The sequence below is a fragment of the Methylacidimicrobium sp. B4 genome (assembly GCF_017310545.1).
GTDB lineage: Bacteria > Verrucomicrobiota > Verrucomicrobiia > Methylacidiphilales > Methylacidiphilaceae > Methylacidimicrobium.
In genome coordinates, this window is the sequence record NZ_CP066203.1 from 186951 (window position 1) to 207910 (window position 20960).

General features: G+C 64.0%; 17 protein-coding genes and 1 tRNA gene. 12 read left to right on the forward strand and 6 right to left on the reverse strand.

Going from position 1 to position 20960, the window contains the following annotated elements:
* Positions 1-99 precede the first annotated feature (99 nt).
* Positions 100-744 (forward strand): pyridoxamine 5'-phosphate oxidase, encoded by a 645-nt coding sequence (gene pdxH / locus MacB4_RS00825; protein WP_206864886.1) that lies wholly within the window; start codon positions 100-102, stop codon positions 742-744.
* A 96-nt stretch (positions 745-840) separates the two neighbouring features.
* Entirely contained in the window at positions 841-1368 is a 528-nt protein-coding gene (locus tag MacB4_RS00830; RefSeq protein WP_206864010.1) for a cytochrome c, read from the forward strand.
* A gap of 86 nt (positions 1369-1454) precedes the next feature.
* On the opposite strand, the gene MacB4_RS00835 is transcribed toward MacB4_RS00830, so the two are convergent.
* The 4 genes from MacB4_RS00835 to MacB4_RS00850 form a co-directional block, all read right to left on the reverse strand.
* On the reverse strand, positions 1455-1667 hold the full coding sequence (locus MacB4_RS00835) for a DUF2905 domain-containing protein (RefSeq protein ID WP_206864011.1): 213 nt from the start codon (positions 1665-1667) through the stop codon (positions 1455-1457).
* A gap of 17 nt (positions 1668-1684) precedes the next feature.
* Positions 1685-4429, reverse strand: a complete 2745-nt coding sequence (alaS, locus tag MacB4_RS00840) for an alanine--tRNA ligase (RefSeq protein ID WP_206864012.1) — start codon at positions 4427-4429, stop codon at positions 1685-1687.
* A gap of 7 nt (positions 4430-4436) precedes the next feature.
* On the reverse strand, positions 4437-5204 hold the full coding sequence (locus MacB4_RS00845) for a YebC/PmpR family DNA-binding transcriptional regulator (protein ID WP_206864013.1): 768 nt from the start codon (positions 5202-5204) through the stop codon (positions 4437-4439).
* A 125-nt stretch (positions 5205-5329) separates the two neighbouring features.
* The gene (locus tag MacB4_RS00850; protein WP_206864014.1) at positions 5330-6475 is read right to left on the reverse strand and encodes a ribonuclease D; all 1146 of its coding nucleotides are present in this window, start codon (positions 6473-6475) and stop codon (positions 5330-5332) included.
* A 102-nt stretch (positions 6476-6577) separates the two neighbouring features.
* Here MacB4_RS00850 and moeB point away from each other — a divergent pair, with 102 nt between their 5' ends.
* From moeB to MacB4_RS00885, 7 genes are all read left to right on the forward strand, one after another.
* Positions 6578-7753, forward strand: a complete 1176-nt coding sequence (gene moeB / locus MacB4_RS00855) for a molybdopterin-synthase adenylyltransferase MoeB (protein WP_206864015.1) — start codon at positions 6578-6580, stop codon at positions 7751-7753.
* A gap of 59 nt (positions 7754-7812) precedes the next feature.
* A complete protein-coding gene (gene clpS / locus MacB4_RS00860; RefSeq protein WP_370569376.1) occupies positions 7813-8190 on the forward strand; it encodes an ATP-dependent Clp protease adapter ClpS in 378 nt (125 codons plus the stop codon).
* On the forward strand, positions 8187-8705 hold the full coding sequence (locus tag MacB4_RS00865; RefSeq protein ID WP_206864016.1) for a DUF2017 family protein: 519 nt from the start codon (positions 8187-8189) through the stop codon (positions 8703-8705). Before clpS ends, MacB4_RS00865 begins: the two co-directional genes overlap by 4 nt.
* Positions 8706-8781: 76 nt before the next feature.
* The gene (locus MacB4_RS00870; RefSeq protein WP_206864017.1) at positions 8782-9519 is read left to right on the forward strand and encodes an alpha/beta hydrolase; all 738 of its coding nucleotides are present in this window, start codon (positions 8782-8784) and stop codon (positions 9517-9519) included.
* 264 nt (positions 9520-9783) lie between these two features.
* Complete coding sequence (locus MacB4_RS00875; RefSeq protein ID WP_206864018.1) at positions 9784-11406, forward strand: efflux transporter outer membrane subunit; 1623 nt, start codon at positions 9784-9786, stop codon at positions 11404-11406.
* Entirely contained in the window at positions 11403-12698 is a 1296-nt protein-coding gene (locus MacB4_RS00880; RefSeq protein ID WP_206864019.1) for an HlyD family secretion protein, read from the forward strand. Before MacB4_RS00875 ends, MacB4_RS00880 begins: the two co-directional genes overlap by 4 nt.
* 13 nt (positions 12699-12711) lie before the next feature.
* Positions 12712-14235, forward strand: coding sequence for an MFS transporter (locus MacB4_RS00885; protein ID WP_206864020.1), 1524 nt, complete (start codon positions 12712-12714; stop codon positions 14233-14235).
* Here MacB4_RS00885 and MacB4_RS00890 read toward each other — a convergent pair.
* A complete protein-coding gene (locus MacB4_RS00890; RefSeq protein WP_206864021.1) occupies positions 14232-16688 on the reverse strand; it encodes a glycogen/starch/alpha-glucan phosphorylase in 2457 nt (818 codons plus the stop codon). The two genes, MacB4_RS00885 and MacB4_RS00890, sit on opposite strands and share 4 nt — an antisense overlap.
* A 390-nt stretch (positions 16689-17078) precedes the next feature.
* Between MacB4_RS00890 and MacB4_RS00895 the strand changes: the two genes are divergently transcribed.
* Both MacB4_RS00895 and MacB4_RS00900 read left to right on the forward strand, forming a co-directional pair.
* Positions 17079-17162 (forward strand) — tRNA-Leu (locus tag MacB4_RS00895).
* 884 nt (positions 17163-18046) lie between these two features.
* The gene (locus tag MacB4_RS00900) at positions 18047-20314 is read left to right on the forward strand and encodes a CDC48 family AAA ATPase (protein WP_242529266.1); all 2268 of its coding nucleotides are present in this window, start codon (positions 18047-18049) and stop codon (positions 20312-20314) included.
* Positions 20315-20344: 30 nt separating this feature from the next.
* Here MacB4_RS00900 and MacB4_RS00905 read toward each other — a convergent pair whose 3' ends face one another.
* Positions 20345-20629, reverse strand: a complete 285-nt coding sequence (locus tag MacB4_RS00905; protein ID WP_206864022.1) for a hypothetical protein — start codon at positions 20627-20629, stop codon at positions 20345-20347.
* A 70-nt stretch (positions 20630-20699) separates the two neighbouring features.
* On the opposite strand from MacB4_RS00905, the gene MacB4_RS00910 reads away from it, so the two are divergent.
* Positions 20700-20924, forward strand: coding sequence for a transposase (locus MacB4_RS00910; RefSeq protein WP_242529267.1), 225 nt, complete (start codon positions 20700-20702; stop codon positions 20922-20924).
* Positions 20925-20960 lie beyond the last annotated feature (36 nt).

Here is a 20960-nt window from a genome sequence, read left to right on the forward strand (position 1 = left end):
CTGTCATTCGACCCACAACCCTTTCTTGCTAACCTGGGGATCGTCGGCTAGGCTCGGTCGCCTTTGGCATTCAAGCAGCAGGAGCAGGCGGAAGTGGCGATGATCTATCTCGAGGGATCCGGAAAGGATTTTGCCGGGCCACCGCTTGCGCGCGAAGATCTGAGCAGCGACCCGCTGAGGCAGTTTGTTTCCTGGTATCAGGAGGCGCTGCGGGTAGAGGCCGGCGATCCCTCGGCAGCCGCACTAGCCACTTCCTCCCGGGAGGGGAGGGTGCGTAGCCGGATGGTGCTGCTCAAGGCGATCGACGAGAGGGGCTTTCTCTTCTTTACCAATTACCGGAGCCGCAAGGGAAGAGACCTCGAGGAAAATCCGCAGGGAGCCTTTTCCTGCTTTTGGCCGGCTTCCCTCCGGCAAGTCTGTGCCCGCGGAGGCGTGGAAAAGGTCTCCCCAGAGGAGTCCCTTCGCTATTTTCAAAGTCGACCGCTGCTGAGCCGTCTCTCCGCCTGGGCATCCCCGCAAAGCGAGCCGATTCCGATCGAGCGCGCTTTTCTGGAAGGCCGCCTGCGGGAGATGCGGGAACGGTTTGCCTCGGGCGAGGTTCCTCTGCCTCCCCATTGGGGCGGATACCGCCTGGTGCCCGATGAGATCGAGTTTTGGCAGGGCCGGAGCAGCCGCCTCCACGATCGCTTCCTCTATGAGCGCACGTCTGAAGGGGGATGGAGGGTGGAGCGGCTGGCGCCGTAGAATCCGGGAAGGGGAGACGCGGGAGCGGCGGAAAGAAGACCAATGCCGCTTTAGGATTGACAAAAGGCGTAAGGAACCGATCTTGAGTGGGTTACGATGAAGACATCCTTGCGCGACTGGATCGGTTCTCGTTCCCCATTTCTTTCTCGTGAAGCAGCCCGCAGCCACCGCTGGGCGGTAATCGTGGGCGGAGCGATCTGGCTGGCCCCGCTGGCGGCATTTTCCCTGGATCTGAAACAGGGCGAGCAGCTCTACACGATGAACTGCGCCGCCTGCCATCAGCCAACCGGCACCGGGATTCCGGCGGTCTATCCTCCCCTGGCCGGCTCCCCCATGATGACGGGAGGGTCCAAGCGGACGGTCGCGATCGTCCTCAACGGGCTACAGGGTCCGATCACCGTCAATGGAATGCAGTACAACGGCCCGATGCAGCCGTGGAAGGCCATCTTGTCCGACGACAAGATCGCCGCGATCCTGACCTACCTCCGGCAGGCATGGGGCAATAAGGGAACTCCAGTGACCGCGGAACAGGTGAAGGCGGCCCGCGCGGAGTATGCCCAGCGGACCTCCCCCTTGACCGAAGCCGATCTCAACGCGATCCCAGACGAAGACGTCAAGCCGTAACCGACGCTCTCATCAGCATCTGCTTTCGGCGGGCCATGCCGACGATGGTGCATGGCCCATGCATGAGGCAGAAGCGCATCTCCGAGTCAGCGCCGGAAGAGCCAGAGGATCGCGCTCAGGAGCAGGCTGCCGAGCAGGCACGTAGTGATTGGAAAGAAGAAGCGCACGTTGCCCTTCTCGATCCGGATATCGCCCGGAAGCCTCCCCATCCACTTGACGCCGATCCCGAGGCTGATCAGCAAGCCGATCCCCGCGAGCAGAAGTCCCGTAATGAGCAGAAGGCGACCGATCGGTTGCATAGAGAAAGCTTTCTAGCCTAGGTGGCACTGGGCCCGCCGATCGCGCGAAGAAGCTCCCGCGCATGAGCCAGAGCCGCCGGGATGCTCTCCAGCCGCCCACTGCTTCCCTGGGCGAGCTCCGGGCGGCCTCCGCCTTTGCCCGCGATGGGCGAGAGAATCTCCCGGAGGAGCCGGGCGGCGTCGGCATCCGGCAATCGCGAGGGGGAAACCCCCACCAAAAAGGCGGCGCGCCCTTGGTCGCGGCAGGCGAGGACCGCTATCCCTTCCCATTGGCCTTGGACGGCCTGCCAGAGCAGAGGAAGGTAACCTGCCGGAGCAGAGCCGCAGTCGGACAGGAGAACGGGGAGAGAGCCGCAACGCTCCGCGGCTCCCCGAGCCGCCTCCGCTTCTTGGCGGGCGCGCGCCCGCAGGGCATCTTCGGCCCTCTTGGCCGCTTGCTTTTCTGCTTCGCGAATCCTCCGTTCGAGTAGCTGGAGAGCATCGCGGCGTTCCGCGACGCGCTCGGCCACCAAGGCGGGGTCGGCTTCGGAAGGGAAGGGAGCAAGCGGAGGGATGGCGGGATCTTTCTGGTGCAGTCCTTGCCACGCCTTCTCCTGAGCGCTCGCTTGCTCGCGAAGCATATCGAGAAGGGCCGCTCCCCCGGCGGCCTCGATTCGGCGGATGCCCGCAGCGACCCCGGTCTCGGTGAGAATCTTCCAGAATCCGATCTCGCCCGTGTGGCGGATATGGGTTCCTCCGCAGAGCTCCCGGGAGCACTCTCCGACGGAGACGACCCGGACGCGCTCGCCATACTTTTCTCCAAAGAACTGGAGAATGCGCGGATCGTTCCTGACCTCGGCATAGGAACGCTCTTCCCAGCTCACTGGCTCATCCTCGGCGATGCGCTCCTGCACGAGCCGCTCCACCCGGGCGATCTGCTCGGGGGAGAGTGGGCCCGTATGGGAAAAGTCGAAGCGGAGCCGATCAGGACCGACGTAGCTCCCCCGCTGGACCGTTTGAGGACCGAGCACTTCGCGGAGGGCCCAGTGCAGAAGATGGGTTGCGGTGTGGTGGATGGCGATCCTCTGCCGCCGCTCCCGGTCGACGCGGAGGAGCACCCGGGTGCCGGGCTCGAGGCGATCGAGTCCCTCCAAGCGGTGGAGATGGGCGCCGCTGGCCGAACGGACGGTGTCGAGCACCCTAAGGTGGCGGCCCTCATGCTCCACCGTGCCAGCGTCGCCGATCTGTCCGCCCATCTCGGCGTAAAACGGGGTCCGATCGAAGACGGCGCGATTCCCTGCCAGAAGGAGGACGACCTCTCCTTCGGCCTCGAGCTCCTCATAGCCGACGAAATCGCTCTGCGCCGCAACGCTCAAAAGATCGTCTTCCCGCGCCGCCGCGGAACGGCTCCGCTGTTTTTCCATGCTTTCCGAGAAGCCCTGCGTATCGACGCGAAGGCCGCGCTCGCGGGCCATGAGCTCGGTCAGATCGAGCGGGAAGCCGTAGGTGTCGTAAAGAAGGAAGGCCTCCTCGCCAGCGATCTCCCGGTTCTTCCGCCCCGAAGCCTCCCGGGCGAGATCCTCAAAGAGCGAGAGGCCCCGCTCCAAGGTCCGGGCGAAGAGGCTCTCCTCCGCAGCGAGGACGGTGGCGATCTGCGACTCGTGCTCGATCAGCTCGGGAAAAGCTTCGCCCATCGCGGAAATCAGGCCGGGGAGCAGTGCGGGGAGGAAGGGGGCCTGCAGCCCCAGGGTGCGGCCGAAGCGGCTCGCACGCCGGAGGATGCGGCGCAGGACGTAGCCCCGCCCGATATTGCTGGGAAGAATGCCGTCGGCGATCGCGAAGGCGAGCGCCCGGAAATGGTCGACGATGACGCGGAAAGCGACATCAGTCGACTCCCCCTGCCCGCCCGGCTCGGGGACCCCGCCCCGGTACGGCTGTCCAGCGAGCCTTTCCAGAATCTGAAGGAGCGGGCGGAAGAGGTCGGTATCGTAGTTGGAGATCCTTTGGGGAAAGTTGCGGAATTCGCTCGTCCCCTGGAGGATCGAGGCGATCCGTTCAAGCCCCATTCCCGTGTCGACGTGGCGGGCGGGCAGCAGGGAGAGGGAGCGGTCTCCCCGCGCATCGTATTGGATGAAGACGAGGTTCCAGATCTCGAGGCAGCGCGGGTCGCCTTGATTGAGAAGCCGGCCGCGGCTCGTTCCTTCCGGGGTAAGATCGACGTGGATCTCGGAACAGGGACCGCAGGGGCCGGTTTCGCCCATCATCCAGAAATTGTCGCGCTCGCCGAACGTGACGACGTGGACTGCCGGATCGTAGCCGGCGCCCGCAAAGAGAGCGGACCACGCCTCGTGCGCTTCGGCGTCGAATTCGCCCGGCTCGCCGGGAGCCGGTTCGTAGACGGTCGCGTAGAGCCGGTGCGGCGGGAAATGCCACCAGCCGGTGAGCAGCTCCCAGGCCCACGCGATAGCTTCCTTCTTGAAATAGTCTCCGAAGGACCAATTGCCCAGCATCTCGAAGAAGGTGTGATGGTAGGTGTCGAATCCCACCTCTTCGAGATCGTTGTGCTTTCCGCCAGCCCGGATGCACTTCTGGGTGTCGGCAGCGCGGGGCGGAGAATACGGGCAGGGGCTCCGACCCAGGAAGATGGGTACGAACTGGTTCATCCCGGCGTTGGTGAAGAGCAGGTTGGGAGAGTCGGGCAGGAGCGGTGCCGAGGGGACCAGCGTGTGGGCGCGCTCCCGAAAGAAACGGAGAAAGCTCTCGCGAATTTCCGACGAGGTCATGAATTTCCTACTTGCCCGCAACCGCGGCCTCCGCCTGCGCCATCATCTCCGGCGCCATCTCGAAGTTGGCGAAGACATGCTGGACATCGTCGTGTTCCTCCAGGGCATCGAGCAGCCGGAGGAGGGAGCGGGCGCTCTCCTCGTCCTTGATCGGGACGACGTTCTGAGGGAGATAGGCGAGGGAAGCCGACCCGATGGGGATCTTCGCCGCTTCCAGGCTTTTGATGATCCCCTCCAGTCGGTCGGGCGATGAGATGACCTCGGTCGATCCATCCGCAGGCTGCACGTCCTCGGCCGAAGCCTCCAGCGCGGCCTCGAAGACGCGATCGAACGGAACCTCGGACGCATCGACGCGGATGATGCCTTTCCGGTGGAAGAGCCAAGAGACGCTGCCCGATCCGGCCAGGTTTCCTCCATGGCGGGTAAAGAGGCTGCGGATCTCGGCCGCCGTCCGGTTCCGATTATCGGTCGCCGCTTCGACCAGGACCGCGACCCCTCCCGGAGCATACCCCTCGTAAAGGATCTCCTCGTAAGCCGCGCCGGCGAGCTCGCCTGTTCCGCGCTGAATGGCCCGCGTAATGCTCTCGGAAGCAACTCCTTCGCTCTTCGCAGATTCGACCGCTCGCCTCAGGCGTGGATTGAAGCCGGGATCCCCGCCGCCGAGCTTTGCGGCGAGCGCGATCTCCCGGACCAGCTTGCTGAAGAGCTTCCCTTTCCGCGCATCGGTCACCCCTTTCTGGTGACGTACCTTTGCCCAGTGGCTATGTCCCGCCATTCTCGCTCCCTTTTCGTAACAATTGGAGGTGGCGCCTGAGGAAAGTCAACCATTTGCGCTCATGCCGGAAGGCCTTCTTCCCCCCCCGCGGGGCGGCCAATTCGGGTCCGCTTGCGATCCGGCAATCAAGCGCTGGCGAAAAGGTCCCGCTGCCAGCGGCACCAGCGCCCTTCCTCCAGCAGGCGTTCGGGCGCCCCTTGCGGATCTTGCGCCAGCTCCAGGAGGATGGGCTTCGGAGCGAGCACGCCCGGGTCAATGCCCAGGAGTGCTGAGAGGCGGCTGCGTCTCGCGTTGAGCTCCTCCAGGCGCTGAGTCGCTGCGGAGGTCAGCCTGAGCCGTGGTCCGACGGGTGGGAAGAGCTCCTCCGGCAATCCCTTCGGGTTGGCGAGCGCCTTTGCCAGCCGGGAGAGCTCTGCCTCTCCGAGGTGGCGTGGAAGCCATTTCGGCGGGATCGGCTCCTTGTGTGCGGCCGCCCAGATCGCCATGCGGAGCAGCAGATCCGGGGGAACCAGCCGAAAGGGAGCCAGGTCGCGGCGAGCGGCCTCCTCCTCCCGCCACTCCCAGAGCGCGCGGAGGAAGGGGAGGGCCTTGGGCGGGAGCTCGCGCCAGCCGCGAATCCTCCAGGCACCAGACTTTTCCGGCGTGGGTTCCCCCGTTTTGCGGAGGAGCCGCGCGCAGCTCTCCCGGTGCCAGTCGAGCCGTCCCAGCCGAAGGAGCTCATCTGAGAGCCGTTCCTGGAGGGGCCCGAGGTAGCGGACATCTTGCGCCGCATAGTCGAGCATGGTCGGCGAGAGCGGGCGCCTGGCCCAGTCGGCCTTCTGACTCTCCTTGGCAAGTACGATGCCAAAGAACCGTTCGACCAGGGCCGCGTAGCCGATCGCCGGCAGGCCGCAAAGCTGCGCGGCGATCATCGTGTCGAAGATCGAGGGAGGATCGGACGCGCCAGCTTCTCGCAGGAGCCGCCGATCGAAGTCCATCCCGTGAAGGATCCAGGGCGATCCTGCCAGCGGCGCCCATAGGGGGGAGGGGTCGAGGCCCAGGGTGTCGATGACGGCCGCCGTCTCTCCCTGCTGGATCGAGAGGACGCAGAGCCGGGCCTGATAGTGGTGAAAGGACGCCGATTCGGTGTCGAGCGAGACGGGCTGGCCCGGCCGGAGCTGTATCAGAAGGGAGGCGAGCCCTCGATCGGAGTCGATCCAGGGCGCGGCCTGCGGTAGGGTAGGCTTGGTCGCCGTTTTGGGCTTTCCAAGGCGAAGCTTGCGAAGAATCATCGGATGCAGTAGATAAGTAAACTTTTTCTTTCGCAAGCCTGGGAGGGGCACAAGCTTGAAAAGGGGCGGGTGGGAAAGGCGAAAGAGTAGGAGAGAGATGCCATGAGTTATTTGCCGCGAGTAAACAAGGTTTTTCCCGCTGCGGGCTTTTCGCACGAAGAGATCCGGCGCTATGGCCGGCACTTGATCATGCCGGAGGTCACGCTCGAAGGGCAGAAAAAGCTCAAGGCTGCGCGGGTGCTCGCCGTGGGGACCGGAGGCCTCGGCTCGCCTCTGCTCCTCTATCTTGCGGCCGCGGGCGTGGGCCGGCTTGGCATCGTCGATTTCGACACGGTCGACGACTCGAACCTGCAGCGGCAGGTGCTTCACAAGACCCGCAACGTCGGCAAGCCAAAGATCGAGTCGGCCATCGAGGCGATCCGTGAGCTCAATCCCAACGTGGAGGTCGTCCCCTACCCGACGGCTCTCCGTTCCGAGAATGCGATCGAGATCCTTCAGGACTACGACGTCGTCGTTGATGGCACCGACAATTTTCCCACCCGTTACCTGGTCAACGATGCCTGCGTGCTCCTGGGAAAACCCAACGTCTACGGGAGCATCTTCCGTTTCGAGGGGCAGGCGACGGTCTTCTGGGCTGAAAAGGGACCTTGCTATCGCTGCCTCTATCCGGAGCCTCCTGATCCCGGCATGGTACCGAGCTGTGCGGAGGGGGGAGTGCTTGGCGTCCTGCCCGGACTGATCGGGATGGTGCAGGCCATCGAGACGGTGAAGCTCATTCTCGGTCTGGGCGACCCCATGATCGGTCGGCTGCTCCTTTTTGACGCCCTGGGCATGGAGTTCCGGGAGTTTCGGCTGCGGAAAGATCCTGCCTGTCCGATCTGCGGTACCGAGCGGACGATCCGCGAGCTGGTCGATTACGAGACCTTTTGCGGCATCGTGGCGCCCGTCGTCACCGACGACCTGCCGGAGTTGACGGTGCAGGAGCTCAAGCGGAGGCTCGACGAGCGGGCGGACTTCGATCTGATCGATGTGCGCGAGCATCACGAATATCAGATTGCGCGGATTCCCGGGGCGAAGGTGATCCCTCTCTCGGAGTTCCATCAGCGCATCCACGAGCTCGATCCGGCCCGGGAGATCGTGATCCACTGCAAGGCGGGGGTCCGATCCGCCAAGGCCTGCCGACTGCTCTTCGACGCAGGGTTCCGGAAGGTGCAGAACGTCGCGGGGGGGATCGACGCCTGGAGCCTGGAGATCGATCCATCCGTGCCGCGTTACTAAAGAACTTCTTGGAAAACTTTCCCGCCCGGCAGGCAAAAAAAGCTTCTGCTTGTGTTCTTGTGAGTCGCGCGAGCGGCGTTATAATTCATCTTTCGATTGGCAAGCTCAACCTGGAAATGTGGGAAGCGGCGGAAGCGATGGAGCAGATAGCGTTCCCGGAGACCATCCACGAAGAGGTTGTTGACGAAAAGGTGCGCGACGCCTTCGAGCGTCGCTGGGGCGTGATCGTCTGGAACGATCCAGTGAACCTCATGAGCTATGTGGTCTATGTCTTCCAGCGTGTGCTCAAGATGAGCAAGCAGGAAGCCACCCGCCACATGATGGAGGTTCACAACAAAGGGAAGAGCCTTGTCGCGCAGGAAACGCGAGAGCGGGCCGAGTTCCTCGTGCATCAACTGCAACGGTTCGGGTTGCAAGCAACCATGGAGCTCGGGTGAAGATCGAGCGTCATCCGGACGCGGCCGTTTTCCACTTCGAACCGGGAGAGCGGGAGATCTTGGTCTCCTCGCTCCTCGAGCTCCGCAAGCACTACCAGACCGATTTGTCCCAGATGTCGGAAGCGATGCAGAGCCATTGGCGCGGTGTCCTGACGCGAGGTGAGGGCTTCGAGGAGGACGAGGAGATTCCGGGTGGGGCCGAGGAGCTCGAGGCCGAGCGGCTGAGCTGGCGTCCGGAGCGGGTGGAGCTTCTCAACCGGTGGCTTGCGCCAGAAAGCCCGTTGCAACACGCTGTGCAGCCGTCCTTACGTCTCAGCCAAGGAGAGGTCGACGAATTCCTGGCGATGCTCAACGACCGGCGGATCACGCTCGCGGTTGCCCAAGGGATCACCGATGAGCAGATGGAGTGGAATCCACTGACCGTCAAAGCGCGCGATCTCCAGCGAGCGCTCTGGGAAATCCATTTCCTTGCCTATCTTCAGGAAGGCTGCGTCTCCGCGTTCCTGGAGGAATAGCCCGATTGCGGGCTTCGCCCGGAAATCGAAAAGCCCGGTGGTTGCGGTCTTCCTTCCAACCATGGTAAACGGGGGCATGAAACGATCCATTCCGAACGAAATTCGCAATGCCCAAGGGGAACGACTCGACTTCGCCTACCAGGGAGGATCGCCCGATAATCCGACTCTGGTCGTGATCGGCCACGGCATTACCGCCCACAAGGATAGGCCGATGCTGATCGAGCTCTCCAACGTGCTTTCCCGCAATGGGATTCATTCCCTCCGCTTTTCCTTCTCCGGCAACGGCGCTTCGGAAGGGAAGTTCGAGGAGTTCACTCCCAGCAAGGAGGTAGCGGACCTGGGCTCGGTTCTCGACGCCCTTGGGGACTGGCATGTGGGCTATGCGGGGCATAGCCTCGGGGCGCTTGTGGGGGTCTTGCGGGCGAACGAGGATTCGCGCATCCATTTCCTGATCTCGATCGCCGGGATGGCCCATTCGGCCGCCTTCGCCAAGCGCGAGTTCGGCGAGGTGACACCGGGAGCGGGCTGCATGTGGGACATGCCGCAGTTCCCCCTATCCCGGGCGCTGATCGACGACATGAACCGGATTGGCAGCGTGGTGGAGACTGCGCGGAAGATCCGGCTGCCCTGGCTCTTCGTCCATGGCCTCGCCGATGATGTCGTGCCTCCCCAGGACTCGAAGGATCTCTTTGCGGTGGCTTCCGGACCGAAGCGGCTCGTTGAGATTCCCGGGTCGGATCATCTCTTTCCCGACGCTCATGCCACGACCATGGCGAACGCCGTCGCCTCGTGGCTCAAGGAGCTGAAGCCCTAAGAGGAGTTCTCTTCTTGGGACGGCCTCGGGAGGCGCTGCGCCCGAGGCTGTCCCGGCGAGCCGGAAAGGCCCCCCATCGCTTTCTGCGGAGGCGCGGCATCGGCTTGACTTTTGCGCCTTTTCTCCGAGATTGCGTTACCACGCAGCGCGGCGATGTCAGGGTGGAAGAGGGGGGAGCTGGATCGTGAAACCGGCCAAGGCGGAGACGGCGGCTTCACGAGGCGAGGTAAGTGCTTACGCTCGGTAAGCTCTTATTGCGGAAGAATGCTGGTTGCTGCCCTGCTCACGTTGTCTCGACCGGTGCCTTCCCTTCTGCGAGCTTCCTTCGAGCCTTGGGGAAAGCCGGGGAGAGCGACCTGGGGACGATCGCGACGCCGAAGCTGCCGGAACCACCCGCGTGGAAGGGGGGGCCTCGTCCTTCCCAGTGCCTGGATCGGGGTCGCTTCCCTCTTGCTGGCTGGCTGCGCCTACCTGCCCAAGGATAGCAAGCCCGCGACTCCGCTCGCCCCCCCCGCGATGGCGGCGACCGTCGCCTCGCTCCCAGCGGAGACGGTCTCGGTTGCCGACCAGTGGCCCCAGAACTTCTGGTGGCGGAGCCTCGATTGCCGGGAGCTCGACCGGATCATGCACCTGGCGCTCACGAGCAACCCGGACCTCCGGGCGACGGTCGACCGCGTCCACCAGGCATGGGCGATGGCCGCCGGGGCCCGCGGGCGCTACCTCCCCTCGGTCGGACTGCGCCCGTGGCTGGCCAGCTCGACCTTTGGTGTCTGGGGCTTTCCGGGCTCGAGCTTCTTTGGCCCGTTTGGAGGCAACTCGTTTTTCTTTGCGGATATCATCCCTCTCTTTACGAGCTACCATGTCGATCTCTGGGGCGAAGATCGCGCCCGGGTTCGTGCGGCCGTAGGGGAGGCGCGCGCGGAGGAGTCCGAAGTCGCTGTTGCCCGGCTGCTGCTGGGTGCCACCGTGGCTCGGCGGTATGTGCGGCTGGCCGCAGCGGAAGAGGAGCTCCGCCTGGCGCGGCGGAGAGAGGATCTCGCCCGCGAGCTGCTCTCCCTTTCCCGGGTGCGGGTCGGCCAAGGGGTCGACAGCCTCTTTCCGGTGCATACGGCCGAGGAACGCCTGGAGCAGGCGCGTCAGGAGGTGGCCGGGCTCGAGCGGGAGAGCCAGAGCCTGAGGAATGAAATTGCCCGGCTTTCCGGGCAGGGACCGGACTGGGGTCGGACCCTGGTCGTCTCCGAGACGAGCTTCCCCCGGCGCTTCCCTCTGCCCGAGCGGATCGCCTTCGACCTCCTGGGCCACCGGCCGGATGTTGCCGTAGCGCGCTGGAGGGCGCAAGCCGCTGCCAACCAGGTAAAGGTGGCGAAAACCGCATTCTATCCGAATCTCAACCTGGTTGCCTGGCTCGGCTTTCAAACCCTCAACTTTTCGACCCTCTTTCTCTCTCCCGGCGTTCCCCTCATGTACATCTTGGGACCCGCCATCACCCTTCCGATCTTCCAAGGCGGACGGCTGACAGCCGAGCTCGAGGCCACCGCCGAGGAGTACCACATCGCGGTGGAACGATATAACAGCGTCCTGCTCTCGGCGTTGCAACAGGTCGCCGATGCGCTCGTCTACTGGCAGGAAGCGCTCAAGGATCTGGAGGCGCAGGAGAGGGCGGTGAAGGCTGCTTCGGCAAACGTCGAGCTTGCCCGACGCCTCTTCGCTTCCGGGCTCAACGTGCGCCAGGATCTGCTCGAGGCGCAATATCGCCTGGCGGAGGCGGAAAGCCGGCTCAGTGTGCGCCACGCCCAGCATGTGGATTCGGCGGTGGGCCTTTTGATCGCCCTGGGCGGCGGCTTCGAGCCCACGATGGAGCCCGAGTGGCCGCGCAAGGAGTCATGATTCGCGAGCTTTGGGAGCGGTGGCAAACGGAGCTTTCCCGCCAACTGCTTGCCCGGACTCCTCCGCGGCTTCGCCGACGAGTGATCCGGAACCGTCGGCTGCTCCTCTTCGCCGGGCTCGTCGCATGCGGCTCGGTAGTTTTGCTGCTCTGGTGGTGGCTCTTTTTCAGCCGCTGGGTGGTGACCAACGACGCCTACGTGACGGGAAATCTCGTTCCCGTGAAATCGCAGGTGAAGGGCACGGTCGTCGAGGTGCGCTACGAGAACACGCAGTTCGTTCGGCAGGGCGCGGTGCTCGTCCGACTCGACGGGCTCGATGCCCGCGTCGCCTTGGAAGGAGCGGAAGCAAAATTGGGCGAAACGGTCCGGCGCGTAGAAGCGCTCTTCAGCCAGGTAGCCCTCGATAAGCAGAAGATCTTGGCGGAGAAGGCGCGATTGGAGCGGCTCCGCCACGACCTGGCGCGCTACCGGGAAGTGGCGCCCTACGGAGCGATCCCGATGCAACTGGTCGATGACACCGAATGTCAGATCCGGGAGATCGAAGCGACCGTCCGGCAGGCGGAGGCTGACTGGCAGGCGGCGGAAGCCCAGATCCAGCGGACAACCGTAGAGCGCCATCCCGCAGTTCTTGACGCTGCGAGCGCTCTCAAGAGAGCCTATCTCGATTACATCCGCCGGGAGGTTCGCGCGCCCGTCGCCGGATTCGTCGCCAACCGTCGCGTCCAGCCCGGGGACGAGGTCCATCCGGAAACTCCGCTCATGGCCGTCGTTCCGCTCGACTACCTCTGGGTCGAAGCAAATTACCGGGAGCGAGAGCTCCGGCGGGTGCGTCCGGGCCAGGATGTGCACATCAGGATTGATCTCTACGGCCGCCATCTGCGCTATCATGGGCTGGTCGAGGGCCTCGTTGCGGGAACCGGCAGCGTCTTCGGGCTCCTTCCTCCGGAAAACGCCACGGGGAACTATATCCACATTGTCGAACGGGTGCCGGTCCGGATCCGGCTATCCGAGAAGGAGCTTCGTGCCAATCCGTTGCGTCCGGGGCTCTCCGCCGTCACGGCCATCCACGTGAGCGAGCAGGGGAGCTCGGTTCTCGACTCGCTCGCCCGTTTCCCGAAGGAGAAGTACGAAGCGCCCTTTTACGAGAAGGAGCTGGCTGGTGCCGAGGAGATGATCGAGCGGATCATTACCGCCAACCGGAGGCTTTCCCGTTTTTCGGAAGGATCGCGGGAGGGGGGCAGAGCGCCTTCTGGCCCCCCAGTCCCCACAGCCCCTTCCCAAGGGGGCCCATGAGACGGCGGATCGGATGAAGCCCGAGATTGCCCTGCATGGATGGCGGTCCTGGGTGATCCAGATCGTCCTTCCGCTGGAGTTTCTCCTCGCGGTCTACGGCTCTTCCTCCTATGCGCCGATGGCGCTCTACGCGGTGGGCGCGCTGGGACAGAGCCCGAGCCATGCCTTCTGGAGCATGGCGATCTTCTTCAGCGGGCAGGGCATCGGGACGTTCCTGGCGACCTGGGCATCTCGCCGGTTCCGGCCGGTTCCTGCGCTCCTCGCCTCCTGTCTGGGCATGAGCGCCTTCTCCTTTCTTTGCGGCCTGATCCCCGATTTCTATCTCTTCCTCACCTTTCGGCTCCTGCTCGGCTTCTTTTCGGGAATGGGGATGATCCTCGCCCAGTTCATCATGCTCCGCTTCCATCCAATCGAACGCTGGCCCAACCTCATCACCGGCTTTGGCTTGCTCCTGATCAGCGGCTTTGCCTTTGGCCCGAGCGTGGGCGCCATGCTGGAAGAGGCGGTCGGCTGGCGTGCCTTTTTCTCCCTCACGGCTCTCCTCCATCTTTTCTTCTGCGGCCTCCTCTGGGCGCTCCTCTCCCGCCGCCAGGAAAAGCGCGTGCCCTTCCGGTTCGATTGGGTGGGTCTTGGCCTCGTGCTCTCTTTCACGCTCGCCTTTCAGACGATGGTCGTTCGCGGGCAGGACGAGGACTGGTACAACTCGACCTTCATCGTCGTCCTGGTCGTGGTCGGGGTGCTCTCCCTGATCGCTTTTGGGATCTGGGAGCTGGGCGAGAAAAAGCCGCTCGTCGGCGTCCGGCTCTTCCTCCAGCCGCATTACGCGATCGGGGTTCTGGCCAACTCGGTCCTCCTGCTGCTCGCCTTCGGGATGCTCGCCATCATCCTCATCCATCTCCAGACGCTGAGCGGCTATACGCCCGATCTGGCCGCCTGGGTCTTCTTGCCGCTGTTCCTGTTCATGCCCCTTGGCTGGATCTTGGCCACCTATCTCAATCGCCACGTCGATGCGCGTTGGTCCTCGGCTCTCTACCTGCTCGGCTTTGCCGGCTACGCCTACTGGGTGAGCGGCTATGACTACTTCCAACGACGATCGTGGTATACCTACTCGCTGGGATCCCAGCTCCTCGAGGGGGCCTGCCTGGGAGCGATCGCCACCCTGAGTGCCCTCACCCTGCGTGGGACTCCTCGTCACCGGGAAAGCGCGGCAGCCGAAACCCTGATTTTGGTGCGTACCTACGCGATGAGCTGGGGACCGGGTCTCTTGGAAACCCTTCTCATCCATCGGATGGCCTTCCAGCAGACGCGCCTGGTCGAAACCGCTCCCCGGGGCGCCCCGGCCTTTGCCCAGGCGGTCGACCGACTCTTGCAATCGGACGCTTCCCCGCTGCAAGCCATTCAGGTTCTAGGGCGCTACGCCTCAAACCACGCCGCGATCCTGGCCTTCGACGACGTCTTCCGGTTCTGCGCCTGGTGCTTTGTCGTCCTGGCGATCCTGGTCTCCACGCCGCTTGCCAAGAAGCGAGCGCCCTCTTAAGGGGCGAGCGGGGTGAGCCGCCAGATCCCGTCCGCATACTCCCGGATCGAGCGGTCGCTCGAAAACCGCCCGACCGAAGCGGTGTTCTCCAGGACCATGGGAAGCCAGCGGGACTTGTCCCGGTAGGCTTGTTCGGCTTGGCGCTGGGCGGCCAGGTAGGCCGCGAAGTCGGCCAGCACGAGGAAGGGGTCTCCCCCTTCCAAGAGGCTGGATCGGAGTGGGGCGAGCACCGAGGGCGGCTCCCCGGGGGTGAGGTCGCCCGAGCCGATCCAGTCGAGAATTGCCCGGATCTCTGGATCGGCCTCGTAGATCTCCCACGGGGTATAGCCGGACTCGATCCGATCGGTCACCTCTTGGGCGGTCAGGCCGAAGATGAAGATGTTCTCCGGGCCGACCGCCTCTCGGATCTCGACGTTGGCTCCATCCAAGGTGCCGATCGTGACCGCCCCGTTGAGGGCCAGCTTCATGTTGCCCGTGCCCGAGGCCTCCTTCCCGGCGGTCGAGATCTGCTCCGAGAGGTCGGCGGCGGGAATGATGCGCGAGGCTCGGGAGACACCATAGTTCGGGACGAAGGCGACTTGCAGCTTCCCGAAGGCTTGGGGATCGCCATTGATCCGGGAAGCCACCGCGTTGATCGCCTTGATGATGCACTTGGCCAGGTCGTATCCCGGTGCGGCCTTCCCGCCGAAGAGGAAGAGCCTGGGTGGGAACTCCTCCTGGGGGTGCTCGAGGATCCTCCGGTAGAGCCAGAGGATATGGAGGAGGTTCAGATGCTGCCGCTTGTATTCATGGATGCGCTTGATCTGCACATCGAAGAGCGCATCTGGATCTGCGCTGATCCCGCACCACTCCCGCAGGCAGTCCGCGAGCCGGACCTTGTTCGTCCGCTTGATCGCGGCATAGCGCTCCCGGAAGGAGGCATCGTCAAAGAACTTCCGAAGCTCTCCAAGGCGCGAAAGATCGGTGATCCAGGCTTCGCCCAGAGCCTCGGTCAAGAGAGAGGCGAGCTGCGGGTTGGCTCCCAGGAGCCAGACCCGGGGGGTGATCCCGTTGGTCACGTTCCGGAACTTTCCGGGAAAGAGCGCCGCGAAGTCGGGAAAGAGGCGGCTCTGGAGGAGCTCTGAGTGAAGAGCCGAGACCCCGTTGACCGAAAAGCTCCCGACCACGGCCAGGTGGGCCATGCGGACCGCCTTGGTCTGGTTCTCCTCGATCAGCGAAATGGCTCGGCGCCGGGCCTGGGCCGCCTCGTCGGTGGCGGGAACCGTTTCGAGGAGCCGCCGATTGATCTCGTAGAGGATCTCCAGATGCCGGGGAAGCACTCGGTGGAAGAGGGGGACCGACCAGGTTTCGAGCGCTTCCGGGAGGAGGGTGTGGTTGGTGTAGGCGAAGATCCGGGTGACCCAGGTCCATGCCACTTCCCACTCCATCCGCCGCTCGTCGATCAGGATCCGCATCAGCTCGACGATCGCGATGGCCGGGTGGGTGTCGTTCAGGTGGATGACGACCTTTTCCGGAAAGAGCTCCCAGTCGTGATGCTCCGCCTCGAAGCGGCGAAGGATGTCCCGGAGGGAGCAGGCGACGAAGAAGTATTGCTGGACTAGGCGCAGCTCCTTGCCGCTCTCGGTCTTGTCGTTGGGATAGAGGACCTTCGTGATGGATTCACAGAAGCTCTTTTCTCCGACCGCCTCGAAGTAGCCTCCGCGGTTGAATGCGTCGAGGTCGAACTCTCGAGTCGACTTGGCGCTCCAAAGGCGGAGCAGGTTGACCGTGTTGCCCCCGAAGCCCGCGACCGGGATGTCGAAGGGAAGGCCGAGGACGTCGCGGCAGCCGGTCCAGCAGCAGCCGCCCTCCCGGTGGTCGATCCTCCCGTAGAGATGGACCGTCTGGGAGATCTCGGGATGGAGGATCTCCCAGGGGCTGCCGAACCGGTGCCAATCATCCGGGCGTTCGATCTGGTATCCCCGGGAAAAGTCCTGCTGAAAGAGGCCGAACTCATAATGGATCCCGTAGCCGATCGCCGGCAGCTGCAGGGTAGCCAGCGACTCGAGGAAGCAGGCGGCGAGCCGGCCCAAGCCCCCGTTTCCGAGGCCCATCTCCCCTTCTTCCTGGCAGATCTCCTCCAGATCGATGTCGATCTGTCGCAGCGCCTCTCCGGTGAGATCCCAGAGGCCAAGGTTGAGGAGGTTCTGGCGCAGCAGGCGGCCCAGGAAGTATTCGAGCGAAAGGTAGTAGAGCCGACGAACGCCGCTGTTCTTATGCTCCTCCTGCGTCGCGAGGAGGCGCTCGACCAGGAAATCCCGCGTCATGAGCGAGGTGGCAAGCCACCAGTCCCGCGGGGTCGCGCTCTTTGGGACGCGGGCCAGGCTGAAGCGAAGGTGGGCGCCGATGCATTCCCGGATCGCACTCGGCGTGGCTTCCTTGGTAAAGCGAAAGGCTCCGAGAAAGGCGTTCATGAAAGGAGGAATCTCCGGTGAGGGGGTCGGGCGGTCAAGCCCCAAACCGTGGCGGCTCACCCGATTCCTCTCCATCTCGTCTGCTCTCTTCGCCGGATCGGCCTCGCTGCGGGGAGCTCCATGATCTTGGGAAGACGTAGCAGGAGTCATGCCAGAATCGGCTGCGGCAAAGCTTCCGCTTGCCCTCCTTCTTGGGCGGGAGCGAAAATCGGGCTTCAGAGGCTTTCCGGCTCCGCGAACGACCACGAGCCTCCGGCTCCCGAAACGCGCCAAGCGTTCCTCCATTGCTGGTCAGTGGCACTCCTCCCGCGAAGAGAGCCGCCGGGTTCCGAGAAGCCCCGAGAAAGGTTTGACGGAGGCTCTCTTTCGCGCCACCCTTTGTGTTGCTTCGCGCTCGTGGCGGAACGGCAGACGCGCTAGATTCAGGTTCTAGTGGGGCAACCCGTGGAGGTTCAAATCCTCTCGAGCGCACCAGAGCAAAGAATCCGCCGGATCGGCTTCTTCGTTACCAGAAGAGAAGAGCATCTTCCTGTGGAATCCTGCATGCGAAGACCCGGAAGGCGGCCCGATTGGCCTGGTCGAAGAAGGCAACTTGCGAAGCGAGCCGTTTTGATTTTGTCGGTCGCATGTGGCCTGCTTGCAGCAGGGACGCCCGGAGCCATGGCTATGGGAGCGGTTTGGCAACCGTTCGAACGCCCTTCGGTGGGCAACGAGGGTACTGGCGTCCATAGCGTGGTCAAAGGGATGGCGATTTATACGACCCCTCCCGCCAGGCCTTACGTGATCCTCGGATTGATTGGCGCCCGCAGCGGTGCTTTCGGCTCGCCGAGAACGCGAGCCGTAGCTCTGGCCAAAAAAGTCGGCGCGGATGCGTTGATCTTGCTCAGCTCGGATCAATTCACAACGGGAACGACCGAGAACTTGTTCAGAACAGAGGAGCGGGACACTTCGGGCAATAGCAGCTACGACGCCTTTGGAGGGAATCCCTCTTCCCGGGTACGCTATAGCGGCGGCGCTTACTACGCGGCGATCCAGTGGTCTCGTGCCGCCCCACATTCCCCATCGAAGGGCACTGCCGGAGAGCGGGCCTCAGAGCGCGTGGCTCGCGCACTCCCCGCGCAAGCCCCATCTCCCTAGGCGATCGGGGACTCGCCTTCGTTTGGCTCGTTCCCGGACCCGACGGCCTGCCGACTCTGCGAAGGCCGGGGTCCCGCCGCTTCATGGTTTCGCTCTCCTCGGCCGCAGCGATTTTGCAAGCGGCAAGCCGAGGGAAGATGCGGGCGCCCATGCCATGCAACGCGGAGGGGCGTGCCTGTCATTACAGGGCATCCCAGGATGAGAGACTGGGGAGTTCCCCGATGGCGGGAAGATCGACCGTTACCCACAATGAGAGGGCGCTCATGAATCGATTGCTGAGGCTGACCGGGATGCGCTGGCGAAGCGGCGGGACAAATCGCACCCTGCGGGTGGCGGAAGCGGGTCCCGGGGATGAGGGGCGGGGGATTTGCCGCCTGGCGAAGGAGGATATGAACTCCTTGAACCTTCGTTCGGGAGAGATCGTGGCGATCGAAGGGAAAAGAAAAACGGTTGGAATTGCTACCGTAAAAAAGGCGGACGAAGGCACAAGGCCAGGAACCGTGCTGCTCGATCCGATCCTCCGAGGGAACGCCGGAATCGGATTGGGGGAAAAGGTCTCCCTTTCCCAGACCCAAGCCATTCCAGCTCGACGGGTGATTCTCGCCTCGCTCTCCTCGGCCTGGGCTCCCCTCAAGGAGCGGGAGAGGAAGGAGATCTTGTGTCGGATGGAAGGGCGGCCCCTGGTGGTAGGGGATCGCGTGCGGATCGCCGCTTCCGGAAAGATGACGGATTGCCTCGTTTCGCTGACCGAGCCCGACGGGCTGGTGGTGGTCGCACCATCGACCGAGTTGCGCATCGATCGATGGAGCAGCCGGGAGTCTGGCGCCCGCGCAATCGGTTACGAAGATGTCGGTGGTCTCCATCGTGAGATGCAGCGGGTCCGGGAGATGGTCGAGCTGCCGCTCCGTCACCCAGAGCTCTTCGAGCGCTTCGGGATCGGTGCGCCCAAGGGAGTGCTGCTCCATGGACCACCGGGCTCGGGGAAGACCCTGATCGCCCGGGTGGTCGCAAGCAAGACGGAGGCGAGCTTCTTCCCGGTCAGCGGCCCGGAGATCCTCGACAAGCATTACGGGGAGGCCGAGGCCCGACTGCGACGGATCTTCGAGGAGGCGGAGAAGAAGGCGCCCAGCATCATCTTCTTCGATGAGATCGACGCACTCGCCCCGAAGCGCGATGCGGTCGTCGGCGAGATGGAAAAGCGCGTCGTGGGTCAACTCCTCTCCCTGATGGATGGCCTTCGGACGCGGGGCCAAGTGGTCGTGCTCGGAGCGACCAACCTGCCCAACCTGCTCGATCCGGCGCTTCGGCGGCCGGGCCGCTTCGATCGGGAGATCACGATCGGCATTCCCGACCGGCAGGGAAGAGTGGAAATCCTTCAGATTCATAGCCGCCGGATGCCACTGGCGGAAGACGTGGACCTCGAGGAGCTTGCGGAGCGCACTCATGGCTACCTGGGAGCCGATCTTGAGCTCCTCTGCCGAGAGGCGGCAATGGCTTCGCTCCGGGAGTTCCTTACCCACAGCTCCCCGGAGGGAGAAGCCAGGGCTCGCGGGAACGGCCCTCGGGATCCGGAAGTCGCGCGGATCCATTTCCGAGAGGCCCTCTGCCAAGTCGAGCCCTCCGCGCTGCGGGAGGTCATGGCCGAGGTGCCCGACGTCCATTGGACGGACATCGGAGGCCTCGAGGAAGCCAAACGAGAGCTGCGGGAGGCGCTCGAATGGCCGCTGCGCCATGCGCAGCTTTTCCACCATGCCGGGGCGAGGCCCGCCAAGGGGATCCTGCTGCACGGACCGCCCGGCACCGGGAAGACCCTGCTGGCCAAGGCGGCTGCGACGGAGAGCAACGCCAACTTCATTGGCGTCAAGGGACCCGCGCTCATATCGAAGTGGGTCGGCGAATCGGAGCGGGGCGTCCGGGAGATCTTCCGCCGGGCTCGCGGCGCCGCGCCTTGCGTCGTCTTCCTCGACGAGATCGACGCGCTTGCGCCGGCCCGCGGGTCGGGCGGGGACAGCCGGGTGATGGAACGGGTGGTGGGGGCGCTCCTGACCGAGATCGACGGGATGGAGGAGCTGCACGGGGTCGTGGTGCTCGGGGCGACCAACCGGATCGATATCATCGACCCGGCCATTCTGCGACCGGGACGCTTCGACCTGATCATCCCCCTCATGCTCCCGGACGTGCGGGAACGGCAGGAGATCCTTCGCGTCCACCTGCGCGGCAAGCCGGTTGCTCCCGACATCGACTTGGGATCCCTGGCGGCGCAGACCGAAGGATGCTCAGGTGCCCAGATCGAAGCGGTCTGCCGAAAGGGAACGATGATCGCCATCCGGGAATACCTGGAGGAGAGCAAAACGGAAGCGGAGGATCCCACTTTCCGCCGCTACCGGCTGAGGATGGCCCACTTGGAGGAAGCGGTCCGCTGGGTAGCCCGAAGTCATTCCCTTGCTCCCTCTCCCGGGGAAGCACGAACCTTTCCCCCTTCGCCTTGAAGGCGGGTCGGTCGCTGCCCAGAAGATGCGCTAGGTGATCGAAACGACTAGCACGATGGTTTCGCCCACGGTGAAGGCCAAGCCGACAAGAAAGAGCCCGTCGGCCACTCGTTCCCAGAAGTTGGCCCGTCTCTCCGAACGCAAAGCCAGGTAGGCGAAAACCGTTGCGCCCAGGAAGAAGATCACGCTGAATCCGACGAGATCTTCCATGAGCGCGCGCGCTGGAGTGGCTTTCCAGAATCCTTGGATCAGCCCCAGCGTGACGAAGGAAAAGCCGAGCATTCGAGAAGACGAGGAGAGGATATGCTGTGCCATAGTCCAAGCTATAGCCAAATGAGAAGGATTGTCCTAGCAGGCGCGCAAGGCGTTCGGGCTCCAACGGCTGATGCCGAAGAGAGACCTGGGGCGATGGCAGACAAACGAATGGACACGTAGCAAGAAACCAGGAGGGCCTGCGTCGATCACCCACGGAATCATCGAAGCGAGCCACGGGCGGATCCAGCTTGCCAAAGGGATGGCCAGAGGCTTTCGGAGCTTCCGCTACCTGAGGATTGCCGCGTTCCTCAAAGCCGGAAAGTTGCGGCTCGATCTTCCCGCTCTACCCACTTGAAACAGCGAAGAGGCCGAAAAACAGACGGCCCCCATG

What these genes read in the sequence shown, in the direction of transcription:
- pdxH (WP_206864886.1), top strand. Translation starts at nt 100, where the DNA reads ATGATCTATCTCGAGGGATCCGGAAAGGATTTTGCCGGGCCACCGCTT.
- MacB4_RS00830 (WP_206864010.1), top strand. Translation starts at nt 841, where the DNA reads ATGAAGACATCCTTGCGCGACTGGATCGGTTCTCGTTCCCCATTTCTT.
- MacB4_RS00835 (WP_206864011.1), bottom strand. Translation starts at nt 1,667, where the DNA reads ATGCAACCGATCGGTCGCCTTCTGCTCATTACGGGACTTCTGCTCGCG.
- alaS (WP_206864012.1), bottom strand. Translation starts at nt 4,429, where the DNA reads ATGACCTCGTCGGAAATTCGCGAGAGCTTTCTCCGTTTCTTTCGGGAG.
- MacB4_RS00845 (WP_206864013.1), bottom strand. Translation starts at nt 5,204, where the DNA reads ATGGCGGGACATAGCCACTGGGCAAAGGTACGTCACCAGAAAGGGGTG.
- MacB4_RS00850 (WP_206864014.1), bottom strand. Translation starts at nt 6,475, where the DNA reads ATGATTCTTCGCAAGCTTCGCCTTGGAAAGCCCAAAACGGCGACCAAG.
- moeB (WP_206864015.1), top strand. Translation starts at nt 6,578, where the DNA reads ATGAGTTATTTGCCGCGAGTAAACAAGGTTTTTCCCGCTGCGGGCTTT.
- MacB4_RS00870 (WP_206864017.1), top strand. Translation starts at nt 8,782, where the DNA reads ATGAAACGATCCATTCCGAACGAAATTCGCAATGCCCAAGGGGAACGA.
- MacB4_RS00875 (WP_206864018.1), top strand. Translation starts at nt 9,784, where the DNA reads ATGCTGGTTGCTGCCCTGCTCACGTTGTCTCGACCGGTGCCTTCCCTT.
- MacB4_RS00880 (WP_206864019.1), top strand. Translation starts at nt 11,403, where the DNA reads ATGATTCGCGAGCTTTGGGAGCGGTGGCAAACGGAGCTTTCCCGCCAA.
- MacB4_RS00885 (WP_206864020.1), top strand. Translation starts at nt 12,712, where the DNA reads ATGAAGCCCGAGATTGCCCTGCATGGATGGCGGTCCTGGGTGATCCAG.
- MacB4_RS00890 (WP_206864021.1), bottom strand. Translation starts at nt 16,688, where the DNA reads ATGAACGCCTTTCTCGGAGCCTTTCGCTTTACCAAGGAAGCCACGCCG.
- MacB4_RS00900 (WP_242529266.1), top strand. Translation starts at nt 18,047, where the DNA reads ATGGCGGGAAGATCGACCGTTACCCACAATGAGAGGGCGCTCATGAAT.
- MacB4_RS00905 (WP_206864022.1), bottom strand. Translation starts at nt 20,629, where the DNA reads ATGGCACAGCATATCCTCTCCTCGTCTTCTCGAATGCTCGGCTTTTCC.
- MacB4_RS00910 (WP_242529267.1), top strand. Translation starts at nt 20,700, where the DNA reads ATGCCGAAGAGAGACCTGGGGCGATGGCAGACAAACGAATGGACACGT.